The 16,330-nt window shown below is 63.6% G+C and carries 15 protein-coding genes and 1 pseudogene; 9 read left to right on the top strand and 7 right to left on the bottom strand.

What is annotated here, in order from left to right:
* Window positions 1-15 precede the first annotated feature (15 nt).
* From G5V57_RS08480 to G5V57_RS08465, 4 genes are read left to right on the top strand one after another with little or no spacing between them, the layout of a single operon-like run.
* Complete coding sequence (locus G5V57_RS08480) at window positions 16-1,566, top strand: sugar ABC transporter ATP-binding protein (RefSeq protein WP_165167086.1); 1,551 nt, start codon at window positions 16-18, stop codon at window positions 1,564-1,566.
* Entirely contained in the window at window positions 1,563-3,542 is a 1,980-nt protein-coding gene (locus G5V57_RS08475) for an ABC transporter permease (RefSeq protein ID WP_165167085.1), read from the top strand. The genes G5V57_RS08480 and G5V57_RS08475 overlap by 4 nt, the downstream gene beginning before the upstream one ends.
* 2 nt (window positions 3,543-3,544) lie before the next feature.
* On the top strand, window positions 3,545-4,642 hold the full coding sequence (locus G5V57_RS08470; protein ID WP_165167084.1) for a Gfo/Idh/MocA family protein: 1,098 nt from the start codon (window positions 3,545-3,547) through the stop codon (window positions 4,640-4,642).
* Window positions 4,639-5,808, top strand: a complete 1,170-nt coding sequence (locus G5V57_RS08465) for a mandelate racemase/muconate lactonizing enzyme family protein (RefSeq protein WP_165167083.1) — start codon at window positions 4,639-4,641, stop codon at window positions 5,806-5,808. The genes G5V57_RS08470 and G5V57_RS08465 overlap by 4 nt, the downstream gene beginning before the upstream one ends.
* 115 nt (window positions 5,809-5,923) lie before the next feature.
* Here the strand turns inward: G5V57_RS08465 and G5V57_RS08460 are convergent, their stop codons facing one another.
* The 5 genes and pseudogenes from G5V57_RS08460 to ehuB all read right to left on the bottom strand — a co-directional run bounded on the left by G5V57_RS08460 (window position 5,924) and on the right by ehuB (window position 9,727).
* A complete protein-coding gene (locus tag G5V57_RS08460) occupies window positions 5,924-6,622 on the bottom strand; it encodes a GntR family transcriptional regulator (protein WP_165167082.1) in 699 nt (232 codons plus the stop codon).
* Window positions 6,619-7,399 (bottom strand): annotated as a pseudogene (ehuA, locus tag G5V57_RS08455) (ectoine/hydroxyectoine ABC transporter ATP-binding protein EhuA). The gene G5V57_RS08460 and the pseudogene ehuA overlap by 4 nt, the downstream one beginning before the upstream one ends.
* The gene (gene ehuD / locus G5V57_RS08450) at window positions 7,396-8,055 is read right to left on the bottom strand and encodes an ectoine/hydroxyectoine ABC transporter permease subunit EhuD (protein ID WP_165173942.1); all 660 of its coding nucleotides are present in this window, start codon (window positions 8,053-8,055) and stop codon (window positions 7,396-7,398) included. The pseudogene ehuA and the gene ehuD overlap by 4 nt, the downstream one beginning before the upstream one ends.
* The gene (gene ehuC, locus G5V57_RS08445; RefSeq protein WP_165167081.1) at window positions 8,052-8,780 is read right to left on the bottom strand and encodes an ectoine/hydroxyectoine ABC transporter permease subunit EhuC; all 729 of its coding nucleotides are present in this window, start codon (window positions 8,778-8,780) and stop codon (window positions 8,052-8,054) included. Before ehuC ends, ehuD begins: the two co-directional genes overlap by 4 nt.
* 77 nt (window positions 8,781-8,857) lie before the next feature.
* Window positions 8,858-9,727: an ectoine/hydroxyectoine ABC transporter substrate-binding protein EhuB gene (gene ehuB, locus G5V57_RS08440; RefSeq protein WP_206530231.1), complete on the bottom strand. Its 870-nt coding sequence runs from the start codon at window positions 9,725-9,727 to the stop codon at window positions 8,858-8,860.
* Window positions 9,728-9,888: 161 nt separating this feature from the next.
* On the opposite strand from ehuB, the gene eutB reads away from it, so the two are divergent.
* From eutB to G5V57_RS08420, 4 genes are read left to right on the top strand one after another with little or no spacing between them, the layout of a single operon-like run.
* On the top strand, window positions 9,889-10,884 hold the full coding sequence (gene eutB, locus G5V57_RS08435) for a hydroxyectoine utilization dehydratase EutB (protein ID WP_165167080.1): 996 nt from the start codon (window positions 9,889-9,891) through the stop codon (window positions 10,882-10,884).
* Between the two features lie 3 nt (window positions 10,885-10,887).
* Window positions 10,888-11,877 (top strand): cyclodeaminase, encoded by a 990-nt coding sequence (locus G5V57_RS08430; RefSeq protein ID WP_206530230.1) that lies wholly within the window; start codon window positions 10,888-10,890, stop codon window positions 11,875-11,877.
* Window positions 11,878-11,885: 8 nt separating this feature from the next.
* Entirely contained in the window at window positions 11,886-13,064 is a 1,179-nt protein-coding gene (locus G5V57_RS08425) for a M24 family metallopeptidase (RefSeq protein ID WP_165167079.1), read from the top strand.
* Between the two features lies 1 nt (window position 13,065).
* Window positions 13,066-14,214: a Xaa-Pro peptidase family protein gene (locus G5V57_RS08420; protein WP_165167078.1), complete on the top strand. Its 1,149-nt coding sequence runs from the start codon at window positions 13,066-13,068 to the stop codon at window positions 14,212-14,214.
* Here the strand turns inward: G5V57_RS08420 and G5V57_RS08415 are convergent.
* Both G5V57_RS08415 and G5V57_RS08410 read right to left on the bottom strand, forming a co-directional pair.
* Window positions 14,211-14,405: a hypothetical protein gene (locus G5V57_RS08415; RefSeq protein ID WP_165167077.1), complete on the bottom strand. Its 195-nt coding sequence runs from the start codon at window positions 14,403-14,405 to the stop codon at window positions 14,211-14,213. The genes G5V57_RS08420 and G5V57_RS08415 overlap by 4 nt on opposite strands.
* Window positions 14,406-14,424: 19 nt before the next feature.
* Window positions 14,425-14,694: a hypothetical protein gene (locus tag G5V57_RS08410; RefSeq protein ID WP_165167076.1), complete on the bottom strand. Its 270-nt coding sequence runs from the start codon at window positions 14,692-14,694 to the stop codon at window positions 14,425-14,427.
* A 130-nt stretch (window positions 14,695-14,824) separates the two neighbouring features.
* Here G5V57_RS08410 and G5V57_RS08405 point away from each other — a divergent pair, with 130 nt between their 5' ends.
* Window positions 14,825-16,300: a PLP-dependent aminotransferase family protein gene (locus tag G5V57_RS08405; protein WP_246737571.1), complete on the top strand. Its 1,476-nt coding sequence runs from the start codon at window positions 14,825-14,827 to the stop codon at window positions 16,298-16,300.
* The last annotated feature ends 30 nt before the right edge of the window (window positions 16,301-16,330 follow it).

Genomic DNA, 16,330 nt, shown 5'->3' with positions numbered 1-16,330 from the left:
TCTGATCGAAACGCCATGGCGGACGCGAATGTGAGGATGGGGGAGGCCGTCAACGGCGCCGGCGCGGCCTTGCCCCGGATGCCGGTTCTCAGCGCGCGCGGTGTGAGCAAGCGCTTCGCGGGCGTAAAGGCGCTGGACGACGTCTCTCTCGATATCGAAGCCGGCCGCGCCCATGCCCTGATCGGCCAGAATGGCGCCGGCAAGTCGACTCTCATCAACATACTGTCCGGAATGTTCCGGGCCGATGCCGGCGAGATCCATATGGAGGATCGGCCGGTCGTGATCGACGGCACGCGTCACGCGCTGACACTCGGTATAGCCACGGTCTATCAGGAGCTGAGCCTCCTCCCCAATCTGACGGTCGAGCAGAATCTGGCACTCGGCCGTGAGCCGCGCCGCGGCATGCTTCTTGATCGGCAAGCAATGCGTGACAAGGCCGCGCGCGCCCTCGGCCGTCTTGGTCTCGCCATCACGCCCGACATGCCGGTGGCCCGTCTTTCGCTGGCGGAGCGCCAGATGGTCGAGATCACCAAGGCGCTTGCCGACGATCCGAAGCTTCTGATCCTCGATGAACCCACCGCACCGCTTGGACCCGGCGAATGCGCGCAGCTTTTCGCGGCCATTGCGCGACTCAAGGCTCAAGGCGTCGCCATTCTTTATGTATCGCATCGTTTCGCCGAGGTGCTGGGCCTCTGCGAAACGGCAACCATTCTGCGCGATGGGCGCCGCGTGCTCAGCACCGGGCTTGCCGGCTGGTCGGAAGACCGGCTCACCGATGCCATGCTGGGGACAAGGTCGCAGCGTTATGAAGGCGTCGCGCGGCAGACCGGTGACGTCGTGTTGAAGGTCAATGACCTCCATCTGCGCCCGCGCGTGCGAGGTGTTTCCTTTACGGCGCGGCGCGCCGAGATCGTGGCGCTCGCGGGACTTCTTGGCGCCGGCCAGAACGAAATCGGCCGCGTGATCGGCGGCGATCTCCGTCCCGACAAAGGTTCGGTGGAAATCGACGGTACCGGCGTCGGCGCCGGTGATCCGCGCGCCGCCGTCACGGCCGGCATCTGTCTCCTGACTGAGGAGCGCAAAGCCGAGGGCATCCTGCCAAACCGGCCGCTCAGCGAGAATATCGCCGTCGCTTCACTGGAACGACGGCGCGGGGTCTTGGGCTTTGTGAAGGCCACCGCCGAGCGCGATGCGGTCGCCCAAGCGAGCAAGCTCTTCGGTGTCGTCGCCGCATCGCCGGACGCGCCGATGCGCACGCTGTCCGGCGGCAATCAGCAGAAGGCGCTGCTGGCGCGCTGGGACTTGGCCAAAGCGCGCGTCTTCGTCCTGATCGAGCCGACCCGCGGCGTCGATGTCGGCGCCCGGGCGGATATCTATCGTCGGCTCGATGCCTTGGCGCGCCAAGGCGCGTCGATCATCCTGATCTCGTCTGACCTGCCCGAGGTGCTGGCGCTCGCCGATCGCATCCTGATCGTGCGCGCGGGCCGCATCGTCGCGGAAACAGCCCCGGTCGCAGTCGACGAGGAGCGGCTCAATCTGTTGATCCAGGAGGCGGCCGTCGCATGAGCACTCCCGTCTCGTCAGTGACTGCGTTCATGCGTCGTCCGAACTGGTCAGAGGCGCTGACACGGCATGCGATGCTCCTCGCCACGGTGCTGCTCTGCGTCATCTTCATTGCGACGGCGCCCGCCTTCGGCACGCCGGGCAATGCCGCCAATATTATGCGGCAATCGGCGTCCGTTCTGGTGCTGGGCCTCGCGATGATGACGGTCGTACTGGTCGGCGGCATCGACCTTTCGGTGGGCTCGGTGGTGATCGCCGCGGCAACCCTCTCCGGCATCGGGCTCGCGGAAGGCTGGCATCCGGTCGTCGCCGCCCTGATGGGGATCGGGATCGGCGCCGCGGTTGGCGCGCTCAACGCGGTGCTGATCGAGGGACTGAAAATCAGCCCCGTTATCGCGACCCTCGGCATGATGATCGCCGTGCGAGGCGCAGCATTGCTGGCGCTCGCCTATTACAATTCGTGGCTCGCCATCAAGGGCCCCCTGTTCGATGATCTCGCGCGGCGCACCGTGATCGGCCTGCCGCTCGATGCCCTGGTCGCGCTGGCACTCGCCGGACTCGTCTGGCTCGTTCTGAAATACACACTCATCGGACGCCGCCTTCACGCGGCCGGCGATGCGCCGGTTGCGGCGCGGCTGGCCGGGGTCGGTATAGGGCGCGTTCGATCGGCCACTTATGTCGCGAGCGGGGTGCTTTCGGGCTTCGCAGGCGTCCTGATCGCGGCGCGCACGGGCCTTATCAGTCCGTCGATCGGCGTAGGTCTCGAATTCTTCGCCATCGCCGTCGTAGCGTTGGGCGCTGGCGGCCTGCCGGCGGGCCGCGTAAATACGGCTCATGCCGTCATCGGCACGTTGCTGCTGATGATGATCTTCAACTACATGACCATTCGCGGCGTGCCCGGAACCTGGCAAACGACGGCGACAGGCCTGCTTCTGCTTCTGGCGATGGTCGCCGGCCGCCTTCTGCAGCGCAACGCGGCGTCCGACTTCACCGTCAGCGAGTCTTTCTCGGATGAATATGCCAGCATGACGCGCAACGCGACGCGGTTGGCGCGCGCCGTCATGGTGATCGCCACCCTGGCTCTTGCCGGTCTCTTCGCCTTCATCAATCCGCGCTTTGCCACCTTCGCCAATCTTATTGCCCTCATCGAGCAGAATGCCGCTCTGGCCATTGTCGCCGTCGGCGCCACCATCGGTATCATCTCACGCACGATCGACGTATCGCCGGGCTCGACGATCGCGCTCGGCGCGGTGGTTGCCGCTCTCGCCGCTCAGGCCGGCCTGGGCGTCGTCCCCGCCCTGGCGCTCGGCATCATAGCCTGTGTCGCCGTCTATGCGCTCAATGGCGCGATCGTCGGCGGCCTCGTGCTCGACCCACTGATCGTCACGCTGGCCGCATGGATCTGGGCACGCGGTCTGGCGGTCTCGCTGACGGGCGCCACCACTATCGCCTTTCCTGCAAGCTATATCGGCTTCATGAACGCGCCGCTGGTCTTCGGCTTCACGCCGGCGGTGGCGCTCGTGCTTCTCGCTTTTTTGGGTGGTTGGCTGGTGCTCGCCCGCTTGCCTTTGGGCCTTGGCGTCTATGCGCTCGGCGGCGATCCGCGGATGCTGCGTCAGGCCGGCATCGCAGAGGGACGACTGCGTCTCACCATCTTCGTCGTGATGTCGCTCTTCACCTCGCTTGGCATGCTGGTCATGCTGGGCCGCCTGGGTGCGGCCGCGCCTACAGCCGGCTTCGGACTCGAGCTCGACGCCATTGTCGCGGTAATCATCGGCGGCGCTTCCTTCCGCGGCGGCCGTGGGCGCTTGAGCGACACGGCGGTTGGCCTCGCTTTCCTCGCCATTCTCAACAATGGCCTGTCCGGTCTGCAAATGGGCGACGCGCAGTTCTTCCTCATAAAAGGTTCGGCGATCCTCCTCGCCTTGACCTTGCGCATGCTCGCCTATCGATGGCTGGCGCGGCGAAGGGCAGGTTGATCATGTGGCCGACGATCGATTTCGGACATACCGGGATAGATGCCGCCTTCACCCGGCGCGATGTCTATGACGTCGCCGGCAAGCCTGAGCTTGCGGCGAAACGTCCCTTGCGCGTGGCGATCGCCGGCTGCGGCGGTGTCGCGCGGGGCAAATGGATACCGGCATTGCGACGGCTGCAGACGATCGGAGAGCCGGTTTCGTTCTGCGGCGTGACCGATCCGGATGGCGCAGCCGCTGAGAAGGCCGCCCTGCTTGCCGGCACGCATGCCTTCCCCGATATCGCCCAATTGATCAGAGTTGAACGGCCAGACCTCGTCCTCGTGCTGGCTGCCGACAGCGTGCATGTCAGCCTGGCGCGCCAGGCCATCGATGCCGGGATAGCCTGCCTCGTCGAGAAGCCGCTGGCGCGCGAGGCGGATGAAGCCGCGGCGCTTGCGCGTCACGCGAAGAGTCGCGGGGTGCTTCTTGGCGCCGTCGCCAACAAACGCTTCTCCCCACCCTATGCGCTGGCGAAGAATCTCATGGATGAGGGACGGCTCAAGGGGGCGCCCACATTGTTCACGGGGAAGTTCACCCTCGGCTATCCGTATGTCGATCTTCTCGAAGGCGGCACTGTCCACCTTCTCGATCTCATGCGCTGGTATATGGGGTCGGTAAAGCGTGTACATGCCCGTGGACTTCATCATACGAACGGCCGGCTCAAGAGCGCGGTGATGTCCTTCGGTTTTGCGTCGGGCGCCATCGGCACGATCATGACGAGCGCCGTGGGCTTGAGCTTCAAACCGTGGGAGCGCGTGGAGATATTCGGCGACGGCGCTTTTCTGGTCATTGACGACCAGTTCGAAACGACTTTATTCGATGACGAGACAGGCCCCGCCAAGAGCTGGCGCCCTGCGGTGCCGAACACGCTGATGTTCGACGAGACGTTCGGCGGCTATGTCGGCCTGCTCGCCAATCTGCTTGATTCCGTGCGCGGTCTGGCACCGCTTGCCGTCACAGGCAAAGACGGTGCCGCCGCGATCCGTCTCATCGAGGCCATTTACCGCTCGCTTGCGTGCGGCGCTGAAATAACCATGACTGAAGAGGAATTTGCCGCATGAAAATCAAGGCACTCGAAACCTTGCTGGCCAATGCGGGGCAGCGCAATTATCTATTCGTCCGACTGGTCACCGACACCGGGCTCGTCGGCATCGGCGAAGCCACACTCGAATGGCAGGAGAAGGCTGTCGACCTGTTGCTGAATGAATGGGTGGCATCGCGCGTCATCGGAAAAGACCCGTTCGACATCGAGGACGTCGTCGGCGGCATGATCCGCGACCAGTATCAGGGCGGCTCGACCGTGATGACCGCCATTTCGGGCGCGGAAATCGCCATGTGGGACATCATCGGCAAGGCGACCGGTCAGCCGGTCTACCGGCTCATCGGCGGCAAGGCCAAACAGCGCCTCGATGCCTATGCCAATGGCTGGTATGGCGGTTGCGTGACGCCGCAACAATTCGCTGCGCGCGCGCGCGAGGTTGTCGCGCGCGGCTATCGGGCGCTGAAATTCGATCCGTTCACGACCGCGTGGAAGATTCTCGACGACGAGGAGGCGGATGCGGCGCATGCCGTCGTCGCGGCGGTCGCCGAGGCGGTCGGCCCAACTATCGGATTGATGATCGAATTCCATGGCCGCCTCGGCGAAGGCGATGCGCTGCGCTTCATCCGCCGGCTCGACGCCTACAATGTCGTCTGGTGCGAGGAGCCCGTCGCGCCCGAGAATCTCGAAATGCTCGCCGATCTGCGCCGGCGTGTGACGAAGCCGATCTCGTCCGGCGAGCGGCTTTATGCCATGGCTGATTTCGCCCGCCTCATTTCGCTGCGCGCGGCGGATGTCGTGCAGATGGATGTCGCGCATTGCGGCGGCATTTCCGCCGCCAAGAAAATCGCCGCCATGGCCGCGACGCAGGATATGGCGATCTCGCCGCATTGTTCCATCGGTCCGGTGGCGCTCGCCGCGGCCCTGCATGTCGCCTGGTCGACGCCGAACATGCTCAAGCTCGAATGCTTCGCCGAATTCGACGTCGACTGGCGCAATGACTTGGTGTGCGGCTGGAATCCGCTCCGGAACGGGTCCTTCATGTTGCCGGAAAGGCCGGGCCTGGGCCTCGAGCTCGACGAGGCGGCGATCGCCGCCCATCCTTACAAGGCGCTCGCCTTTCCCTCGCTCTGGGACAATAGCTGGCGCGACGAGTTCACCGGCACGGCCAAGGTTTCCCGGGTCTAATCCTCGATCACGATGGTTTTGGATCGAATCGATCCAAACTCATAAACGTGATCGATTCCGATATTTAGCGCGGGATTCTCGCGAAAAACCGGTGCCCACTTTTTCGCATCCCGCGCTAAGGCCGGTCACCGGGCTGGCGATATTGCTGCATGCGCCTGACCCACATGGAGATGTGGCTGCGCCTGATATAACCGACGCTCTCCCAGTCGCCGAGCTCCATGGCGGCGAGGATGTCGGCCACTTCGCGGCGAAACACGGCAACCTCGTCCTTGAGGTCGAGAAGCGGCGCCGAGCGCAGCCAGACCCTATTGGTGAGGAAATAAAGCCGCTCGGAGATCTCGCGCAGGGGCTGATTGCCGATCATCGCCGCGAGCTCGTGGAAGAAATCCATGTTGAGCCTGGCGTAGGACTTGGGCTCGGGCGCCTTGATCAGCTCGTCGCAGCGGCTAAGCAAAGCGCGCACGCGAGCGAGGTCCTCTTGGGTGCGCGGTATCGGATCGAGCTTGCCCATCAGCGCCGCGAGCTCCATGCGCAGGCGGTAGACGGGGAGCAGCGCGTCGAGATCGACGTCAATGACGAACGTGCCGACGCCGTGTCGGCTTTCGAGCAGGCCTTCGCCTTCGAGGCGGGTCAGCACGCGGCGCAGCGGCGTACGCGAGACGCCGAACTCGCGCGCCAGCTCCTCCTCGGCGAGACGCGCGCCCGGCTCATATTCGATCAGGCAGATGCGGTCGCGGATCGTGTTGTAGATGCGTTCGAAGCGCTCGCGCGCCAAAGTGAGCGGCTTGTCGTCATTGTCAGCGGAAATACTCATCCGGCCTCCAGGACCGCATGAAGAAATTGCTTGGTCCGCTCATTCTGCGGGGGAGCCGAAGAAGGCACTGGGTGGGCCCTGTTCGCAGATCTTTCCCTGATAGAAGAAGCAGACGCGGTCGGCGAATTCCTTGGCGAATCCCATCTGATGGGTAACCATCAGCATGGTCAGGTCATGCTCACTCCCGAGTTTGCGGATCACCTGAAGCACCTCTCCGACGAGCTCCGGGTCCAAGGCGGAGGTCACCTCGTCAAACAGCATGATTTTCGGCCGCATGGCAAGGGCCCGGGCGATGGCGACGCGCTGCTGCTGGCCGCCGGACAGCTGAGAGGGAAAATGCTCCTTCTTCTGGCCAAGCCCTACCATATCGAGAAGCCCGGCGGCGCGCTCCTCGGCTTCCTTGCGCTTCATGCCGAGCACCGTGATCGGCGCCTCGATGCAATTGGCCATCGCCGTCATATGCGGGAAGAGATTGAAGGACTGAAAGACCATGCCGATCTTGGCGCGGATCTTACGGATATGGGCGCGATCGGCGCGGACCAGCCTGCCATTGCGCTCCATATGGGTAAGCGGCTCGCCCTCGATCCAGATCACGCCGTCATCAATTGTCTCGAGCGTCATCAGCATGCGCAGGACCGTGGTCTTGCCCGAGCCCGAGGGGCCGATTATGGCCACCTTCTCGTTGCGGGCGATGTCGAGCTCCAGCGAATCGAGCACGGTGAGCGGGCCGTAGCGCTTCGAGACCTTGTCGAAGCGGACCATAGGCGTCTCTGTCATCGGGCAAGTCTCCGGTTGAGCAGGCGTTCGGCGGCGCGGATGAAGGCGGCGGAGACGAGGCTCATCGCCAGGAAGAACAGACCGACCAGAGTGATGGGCTCAGTGTAGCGGAATGTCTCCGAACCGATGATCTTGGCGGTCTGCATCAGTTCGAGGACGGCGATGGCCGAGAGCAGCGGCGTTTCCTTGAAGAGGGCGACCAGATAATTGCCGAGTGCGGGTACGACAGGCGGAATGGCCTGCGGAATGATGATGTCGCTGAACGTCGTCCACGGGCTCAGATTGAGGGCGATGGAGGCCTCCCACTGGCCGCGCGGGATATTGTCGAAGCCGGCGCGGTAAACTTCCGAGCAATAGGCGGCATAGTGGATACCGAGCGCCAGCACGCCGGCGGTGAACGCATCGAGCGTCACGCCGAAGGACGGGAAGACGAAATAAAGAAAGAAGATCTGAATGAGAAGAGGCGTCGAGCGGATGAGCTCGACCAGGACCGAGACGGGCCAGGCGGTCCAGGGAACAGCGATGCGCAGCAAAGCGAGGGCGAGGCCCAGGATCGCGGCGAGCGCAAAGCCCACAAGTGTCGCCTCGATCGAAATCACCGCCGCCTTGGCCAGAGTGGGGAGGATTTCGAAGGTGAAGGCCCAGTCCCACATCAGGCGGTCCTCCCGCGGGCGAGGCCGCGCGCGGCGCGCTGTTCGAGGAGGCGCATGCCGATGGTGATGAAAAGCGACAATACGAGATAGATAAGAAGCACGAGGGTGAAAATGGGGATCGTCTTCATCGTCGTCTGGTTCATCTGCTGCGCCTTGAAGGCGAGATCGGACAAAGTGATGAGCGAGACCAGGGCGGTGGATTTCAGGAGCTCGATAAAGAGATTGCCCCAGGGCGGGATCATGGCGACGAAGGCCTGCGGCAGGATGATCCGGCGCAGCATCTGCAAACGGGTCATGTTGAGCGCGGTCGCCGCTTCCCATTGCCCGCGCGCCACCGACTGGATGGCGCCGCGCACGCATTCGGCGCCATAGGCTCCGATATTGAGTCCGAGCCCCAGCACTGCAACGGTAAAGGGCTCGAGGCTTAGGCCGAATTGCGGCAGGACGAAAAACAGCCAGAAGAGCTGGACCAGCGCCGAGGTACCGCGGAAGATCTCGATATAGATATTCGCGAGCCAGCGCAGCGGGGCAGGGCCGTATAGCTTGCCCAGGGCCGCGAGGAGCGCCATGGAAACGGCAAGAAGACAACCCAGCACCGTGATCTGCGCCGTCAGCACAGCTCCCTGCAGGAGGCCGGGGAGAAACATCGCATAGGTGTCGCGCGTCGCCAGCGCCGCGATCAGCACTATGGACGCCACCAGCATGACGACGAGCGTGCGAATGCCCACGCGTTTGCGTCTCCCCTATCTCAACGCTCCTCGGGGTGAGGGACTTAGCTGGCCCTCACCTTTCGACGTGACAGAGACTATTCACCCTTGCAGAGCTGTTCCATCGTCTTGTTCGGCAGATAATCCTTGCCGAAGCCGAAGGGCGTCACCAGGGCGATATGCTCCGGCGTTCCGAGGAAGGCTTTCAGTTGGGTGTTGAAGGCCTCGCTAAGATCGGTGTCTTCCTTGCGGAAGCCGAAGCCGCCATGGCCCTTCACCGATTTTCCGGCGACTTCGCCGAAGGGCTTCGTCGATTCCACCCCTTCGCCCTTCTTCGCCATGTCGGCGATGGAGAGAGCGGTCAAGGCGGCGGCATCGGCGCGATCCGACTGTACGGCGGCGACGAGGCTTGACTGGTCGGGCAGGATGACGAGCTGCTCCTGCGGCACGCCCGCATCCTTGGCGTAGCCGACTTCGACGGCGCCCGCCATCACCGCGAGCTTAAGTGCCGAGTTGTCCTTGATGCTCGTATAGTCCTTGATGCCCTTGGGATTGCCCGTCTTCACCAGCATGGCCTGGCCGATGCCATAAGAGGGCTCCGAGAAGGTGATCTCGGCGCAGCGCTTGGGATTGATGAACATGCCGGCAGCGATGATATCGAAGCGCCCGGCCTTGAGGCCCGGGATGAGCGAGCCGAATTCGGTGAGCACGCCATCGACTTGCGCAATGCCCATCTTGGCGAGAACCGCCTTGGCGACTTCCGGCGCTTCGCCGGTGAGCTTGCCGTCGGGCGTCGCATAGCCGAAGGGCGCTTCATTGGCGAAGCCGATGCGGATGTAGCCTTGCGCCTTGGCACGATCGAGCGTGGTCTCGGCAAGAGCGAGGGACGCAAATGAGAAAGTCGAGACGGCGAGCGTGAGGCCGGCCGTTCGCGTGAGCAGGCGGCGGCGCGTGATCATCGTGGTCATGCATGTCTCCCGGATTTGTCGCGTTTCCTGCCCGGTCTCATCGCCGGGTGCTTTAGTTGTATACATCTTATCTGGACAGGCCGCAAGGGAAGATGTAATTTGGTTGAAACAACATAAAAAACACAACGCTCTTTGCTTGTTGTGCACATTAGGGAGTTTTGATGGGGGTTTCCCTTGCCGAGGTCCAGGAGGCGCACAGACTCATCATGGGGCTGGCGCGAGTAACCCCGCTCATCGAGGCCGAGAGCCTCAGCGCCGAGGCGGGCCTGCCGATCCTTCTTAAGCTCGAGACCTTGCAGCCGATCGGCGCCTTCAAGATCAGGGGTGCCGCGCATGCGCTGCTGCGCCTCGATGCCGAAGCCAGACGGCGCGGCGTCGTCTGCTGCTCGACGGGCAATCACGGAAAGGCCGTCGCCTATGCGGCGCGCCATCTCGGCATTCCCGCCACCATCTGCCTCTCCAGTCTTGTGCCGGAGGCAAAGGTCGAGGCTATCGCGGCGCTCGGCGCGACGATCCGGCGCTGCGGTGACAGTCAGGACGATGCGCAGAAGGAAGCCGACCGGCTGGTGCGCGAGAAGGGCTATACCGACATTTCGCCTTTCGATCATCGCGACGTGATCCTCGGCCAGGCGACGATCGCACTCGAGCTATTCGCCGAACGGTCCGATCTCACCCAGATCGTCGTGCCACTGTCGGGCGGCGGGCTTCTGGGCGGCATCGCCTTCGCCGCAAAGCAGCTCAAGCCCGACATCCGCGTCGTCGGCGTCAGCATGGAGCATGGCGCCGCCATGCATGAAAGCCTCAAAGCGGGTCGCCCCATCCAGGTCGCCGAAGTTCCCTCGCTCGCCGACACGCTCGGCGGCGGCATCAATCTCGCCAATCTATGGACCTTCAAGCTTTGTCGCGACTTCGCCGATGCGACCGTGCTGGTAAGCGAAACGGAGATCTATCGCGGCATGCAGGCACTGTTCCGGCGCGAGCGCCTCATCGCCGAAGGCGGCGGCGCCGTCGGCATCGCCGCCCTGCTTGCGAAGAAGCTCAAGCTCGACGGTCCGACCGCCATGATCATCTCCGGCCAGAACGCCGATCTCGACCAAATCCTCGCCGTGGCGCGGGGCGAACCAGTGCGCGTCGGCGACCAGATGGTGAAAGGCTAGATCATGAGCGATATCGCCATTCTCACCGAAGCCGATCTGCGCCGCGCAGTCACACTCGGCGCTCCCGTCCTTGCCGCGGTGGAGGAAGCTTTCCGGCTTCTTGCTTCGGGCAAGGTCATCATGCCGCCGATACTTTCGATGGAGATCGCGGAGGCGAATGGCGAAGTCGATGTGAAGACCGCCTATCTGCCGGGCTTCGATCATTTCGCCATCAAGGTAAGTCCGGGTTTCTTCGACAATCCGAAGCTCGGTTTGCCAAGCCTCAATGGCCTGATGATCCTGTTCTCGGCCAAGACCGGGCTCGTTACCGCACTTCTCCTCGACAATGGCTATCTCACCGATATCCGTACCGCCGCGGCCGGCGCCATCGCCACCAAATATCTGGCGCCGAAAAAGATCGAGGCCGCCGCCGTGCTTGGCACCGGCGCGCAGGCGCGCCTGCAGATCATCGCCGCGCATCAAATGCGGCCCTTCAGCCGAGTGCTGGTCTGGGGCCGCGATCGGGCGCGTGCCGAGGCCTGTGCCGAGGACATCGCAGCGGCGCTCAAGATCAACACCGAAGCGGTGCCAGATGCGGCCGCCGCCGTCGCCGCGGCGCAACTGGTGGTCACGGCGACTTCGGCGCGCAAGCCGATCCTGCGCGCCGAATGGCTCCATAAGGGAATGCACATCACCGCCATGGGCGCCGATCAGGCCGGCAAGAACGAGATCGACCCGCGCGCCGTGGCGCTTGCCGATCTCTATGTCTGCGACCGTGTGAGCCAGGCGTCAGCTTTGGGCGAATTGCGCGCGGCCCGCGCCGCCACCTTGATGAACGGCACCAATCCGCCCGAGCTCGGCGCCATCGTCGCCGGTACTCATCCGGGGCGTACCTCCGAGACCGCCATCACCATCTGCGACCTGACCGGTACGGGCGCGCAGGATACCGCCATCGCGTCCTATGCCTTCGCCGCGGCGCAGAAGCTCGGCATCGGCGCCAAAATCAAAGCTTGAGAGACAGAATGACCATCATCCCCTTTTCGCGCGCCGAATATGCCGAAAGGCTCGCCCAGGTCAAATCGCGCATGGCGAAGGCCGGCTTCGACCTCATCATTTGCCAGGACCCGGCCAATATGGGCTGGCTCACTGGCTTCGACGGCTGGTCCTTCTATGTGCCGCAATGCGTGCTCGTGCATCAGGAGGAAGAAACACCGATCTGGTTCGGCCGCGCCCAGGACGCGAAAAGCGCGCATCTCACCACCTATCTGTCGGCAGACAACATAGTGCCCTTTTCGGAGCATCTTATCCAGCATCCCGCCGGTCATCCCTATGACGAACTCGCCGAGCTCATTCGCGCCCGCGGCTGGGGCAAGGCCCGCATCGGCGTCGAAATGGATGCGCATTATTATACGGCGCGCTGCCACGCTCATCTGACGAAGGGCCTGCCGGATGCGGCCTTCGGCAATAATGGCGATCTCGTCAATTGGGCACGGCTTATCAAATCGGACGTCGAGCTCGTCTTGATGCGCGAGGCAGGGCGCATCTGCAGCCACGCGATGAACCGCGCCATTGAGACGATGAAGCCGGGTGTGCCGCAGTATCAGGTGATCGCCGAGATCTATCATACGCAAACCATGGGCGTTCCGGGCGCCGGAGGCGACTATGCTGCCATCTGCCCGCTGATGCCGGTAGGCGAGGGCACAAGCACGCCGCATCTCACCTGGAGCGATGCGCCCTTGCCGAAAGCGGGCCTCGCCATGCTGGAGATCGCCGGCGTCCGGCGGCGCTATCACGCGCCGCTTACCCGCACCATCCATCTGGGCAGACCGCCCCAGGCCATTCGGGATGTCGCCAAGGCCGTCGTGGAAGGTGTCGATGCCGGCCTCGCCACAGCGAAATCCGGGAATACAGCGGCGGCGGTCGAAGCGGCCTGGCAGACGGTGCTGCGCAGGCATGGGCTCAAGAAGGAAAGCCGTGTGGGCTACTCGATCGGCCTTGCCTATCCACCCGATTGGGGCGAGCGCACGGTGAGCCTCAGGCCCGGCGATGAAACGGTGCTCGAGCCCGGCATGTGTTTCCATATCCAGTCCGGCGTGTGGCTTCAGGATTTCGGCGTCGCGATCTCGGAATCTTTCGTCGTCACCGACAGAGGCGGTGAGCGGCTGTGCGATGTCGCACGCGAACTGATCGTCATCGACTGACATGCATGACAATCCTTTCAGCGACGCCGAAATCGCTCGCCGCCTCCGTCGCGTGCGCGCCGGGCTCGAACTCAAGGGCCTCGAAGCGGCGGTCTTCGCCAGCCCGGAGAATGTCTTCTATTTGGCCGGCCTCGATCACTGGGGCTATTTCGCCCCGCATCTCCTCATTGTGCCACTCGAAAGCGAACCTGTCCTGGTCACACGCGCGATGGAGCAGGTCTCGGTCGAGAAGCAGGTGAAGGCGGCGCGCTTTCGCGGGCATTCCGACAGCGAGACGGCGGCCGACATGGCGGCGCGCGTGCTGCGCGAGCTCAAGCTCGACGGCAAACTCATCGGCCTCGAATATTGGACCTCGGGGCTTAGTCACGGTCTTGCGCTATCGCTCACCGCGCAGATCGACGCCAGATGGTCGGACATCACCGGCCTTGCCGATACGCTGCGGCTGGTGAAAAGCGAGGAGGAGCAGGCGCTGATGCGCCGTGCCGCCCGGATCAGCGACGCGGCGGGAGAGGCGGCGATCGCGGGCATTGCCGATGGCGCGCGCGAAAGCGAGGTGGCGGCGCAATGCATGGCGGCGATGATCCGCGCCGGCGGCCATCCGCCCGGTTTCGGTCCCTTCATCCGGCCAGGCAGCCGGCTCGGCGAGGAGCATGCGACCTGGGGAGACGGACACTATAAGAAAGGCGAACCGGTGTTACTCGAATTGTCGGGCTGCGTCTCGCGCTATCACGCGCCTCTGGGACGGCTCGTCCATATCGGTGCCATCAGAGAGGAGGATGCGAATATCGCTCAGATCGTGCGCCACGCCTTCGACGCGGTCGTCGCGGCGATCACGCCCGGCGTGCGTGCGCGCTCGGTCTATGCCGCCTGGCAGGCGGTCGTCGATGATGCGGGGCTTTCAGATTACTGTCGTCATCACTGCGGCTACTGCGTCGGCATCGGCCAGCCACCGTCCTGGACGGGCGGCAACAGCGTAACGGGGCTCCGGCATGATAGCGATCTCGAGATCAAGACCGGCATGAGCTTCCACATTCTCTCCTGGCTGATGGGCAGTGGCCAGGGCGACGACTTCCTGTCGAACACCGTGCTTTTGACCGAGAACGGGCCCGAAGTCCTGACAAAGCTCAGAAGCGGACCGATCGTAGTCTAATCCGCCATCGTGCAATTGCCGGGAAAAGTCTCCAGCGCAATGCGCTTGCCGGTGACGGCGCTTGCCTCGACATAGGTGCGGCTGACCGACACCTCGGCGGCCGGCGGATCGGTGATGCTCAGCATGACCGTTGCCGTGATGGCAGCTTGCATCTTCTGTTCCGCTTTCTCCTGACAGGCGAGGACATGCATGAAGCGGATATCCTCATCGTCAGTCGGGTTCTGTTTGAAGCGGCCAGCGATGCATTTGGTCGAGCGCCACTCTGTCGGGCATCAGGGCCGAGGTTTCGCCAAAGGCGCGAATGCCGATGACGCTGTATTTCTGGCCGTCGATCTCCCCTTCCTGCTCCTCCCTGGTCGCCGCCAGGATCATTTCGCCGAAAGAGGCTTTGACGGTGAGCGTGCCCTTGGCATCACCTTCATAGGCCAATGTCATCTGAGGCGAGGCTTCGCCCGAATGCTCGCGGCAGTTGATGCTCATCGTCTGCGCTTGCGCAATGGAGGCAGACAGCAAAAGGACTGACAGCCCTATTCCCGGCAGGTGATTCATCAACCTATCCCTTCATGGATTCATGGCGGCGATTGCGTTAAGTTTGCCGGGGGAGAGCCAATTGAGCAACCGTTCGCATTTTCCCTTCGACATATTGACGGTGGACAAGTCGGCGCGTCTTCCGCTCCATCGCCAGCTCTACGACACGCTGCGCTCACTCATTCTCAGCGGCCGGCTGCGCGCCGGCAGCACCTTGCCCGCGACGCGTAGCCTGGCGCAGCAATTGAAGCTTGGCCGCAACACGGTGAGTGCTGCCTATGAGCGGCTGCTCACCGAGGGCTATGTCGAGGCGCGGCCGGGGCGAGGCACCTGGGTCGCCAATCTTCCCGACCGTCCGGCGACGCCACCCGGAGCGCCGCCGGTCGGCGGGCGTTCGCCCATCTCGCGGCGCGGCGAAGCTCTGGCGACGCGACTCCAGCCTTTGCGCAATCCCAACAAGATCAACTTCCAGCCGGGCTTTCCGGAAGTCTCCAACTTTCCCTTCGCGACCTGGGCCAAGCTTCTCGCCCGCAATGCAAGGCGGCGCAGCGGTGATCTCCTCGGCTATTATCACTTCGCCGGCCATCCGCGCCTGCGCGCGGCGATCGCCGATTATGTCACCATCTCGCGCGGCGTTTCCTGCACGCCTGATCGCGTAGTGGTGGTCACCGGCGCCCAGGCCGGCCTCGATCTCGTGGCGCGACTCCTGCTTGATGATGGTGATCCGGTCTGGATGGAGGAGCCTGGCTATTGGGGAGCGCGCAGCGCGCTCGAAGCCGCGGGCGCGGCGCTCCATCCGCTCTTTGTCGATGGGGATGGCTGGGCGCTCGATGACCCGACACTTCCCGAGCCCCGCCTCATCTATGTGACGCCCGCCTGCCAATGGCCGCTCGGCACCACCATGCGCATGGAGGAGCGCCTTCATTTATTAAGTCGCGCCGAACGTCATGGCGCCTGGATCATCGAAGACGATTATGACGGCGAATACCGCTTCCGCGGCCAGCCATTGCCGGCCATGCAGGGGCTCGACCGCGCCGACCGCGTCATCTATCTCGGGACCTTCAGCAAGACATTGTTCTCATCACTCAGGATCGGCTTCCTTATCGTGCCGGATGCGCTGGTCGAGCCGTTCAACCGGGCGGTGGGAGTCACCGGCCAGTTCACGCCGTTGCTCTTGCAGGTAACGCTCGCCGATTTCATCGAACAGGGCCACTTCGCCACTCATCTCAAGCGCATGCGCCGTGTCTATGGCGAGCGCCAGAAGGAATTCATCGCTCTGTGCCGCAAGCATCTGGGGTCCTGGATTACGGTGAGCGATAATGAATCGGGGATGCAGGTGATCGCGCGATTCACCTCTGGCATGGATGATGTGAAGATCGTCGAGATCGGCCATGCGCATGGCATCGATCTGCAGCCCATCTCGATCAACTATCACCACAAGATTCCGGAGCAGGGACTCCTGCTCGGCTATGCCGCCCTCAATGAGCGCGATATCCAGACAGCCGTCATGGCGTTGAAAGCCAGCTTCGCGGAGGCTCGCAAACGCGGAGCATTCTAATTGGCTCTACGTCAAATGCAGAAATTGGCT

It is taken from the genome of Nordella sp. HKS 07 (assembly GCF_011046735.1).
In the GTDB taxonomy this organism is placed as follows: domain Bacteria; phylum Pseudomonadota; class Alphaproteobacteria; order Rhizobiales; family Aestuariivirgaceae; genus Taklimakanibacter.
The sequence above is the reverse complement of the archived record's forward strand: the minus strand, read 5'-3'. Positions and strand labels throughout refer to the sequence as shown.

What these genes read in the sequence shown, in the direction of transcription:
- G5V57_RS08480 (WP_165167086.1), top strand. Translation starts at nt 16, where the DNA reads ATGGCGGACGCGAATGTGAGGATGGGGGAGGCCGTCAACGGCGCCGGC.
- G5V57_RS08475 (WP_165167085.1), top strand. Translation starts at nt 1,563, where the DNA reads ATGAGCACTCCCGTCTCGTCAGTGACTGCGTTCATGCGTCGTCCGAAC.
- G5V57_RS08470 (WP_165167084.1), top strand. Translation starts at nt 3,545, where the DNA reads ATGTGGCCGACGATCGATTTCGGACATACCGGGATAGATGCCGCCTTC.
- G5V57_RS08465 (WP_165167083.1), top strand. Translation starts at nt 4,639, where the DNA reads ATGAAAATCAAGGCACTCGAAACCTTGCTGGCCAATGCGGGGCAGCGC.
- G5V57_RS08460 (WP_165167082.1), bottom strand. Translation starts at nt 6,622, where the DNA reads ATGAGTATTTCCGCTGACAATGACGACAAGCCGCTCACTTTGGCGCGC.
- ehuB (WP_206530231.1), bottom strand. Translation starts at nt 9,727, where the DNA reads ATGACCACGATGATCACGCGCCGCCGCCTGCTCACGCGAACGGCCGGC.
- eutB (WP_165167080.1), top strand. Translation starts at nt 9,889, where the DNA reads ATGGGGGTTTCCCTTGCCGAGGTCCAGGAGGCGCACAGACTCATCATG.
- G5V57_RS08430 (WP_206530230.1), top strand. Translation starts at nt 10,888, where the DNA reads ATGAGCGATATCGCCATTCTCACCGAAGCCGATCTGCGCCGCGCAGTC.
- G5V57_RS08425 (WP_165167079.1), top strand. Translation starts at nt 11,886, where the DNA reads ATGACCATCATCCCCTTTTCGCGCGCCGAATATGCCGAAAGGCTCGCC.
- G5V57_RS08420 (WP_165167078.1), top strand. Translation starts at nt 13,066, where the DNA reads ATGCATGACAATCCTTTCAGCGACGCCGAAATCGCTCGCCGCCTCCGT.
- G5V57_RS08415 (WP_165167077.1), bottom strand. Translation starts at nt 14,405, where the DNA reads ATGCATGTCCTCGCCTGTCAGGAGAAAGCGGAACAGAAGATGCAAGCT.
- G5V57_RS08410 (WP_165167076.1), bottom strand. Translation starts at nt 14,694, where the DNA reads ATGAGCATCAACTGCCGCGAGCATTCGGGCGAAGCCTCGCCTCAGATG.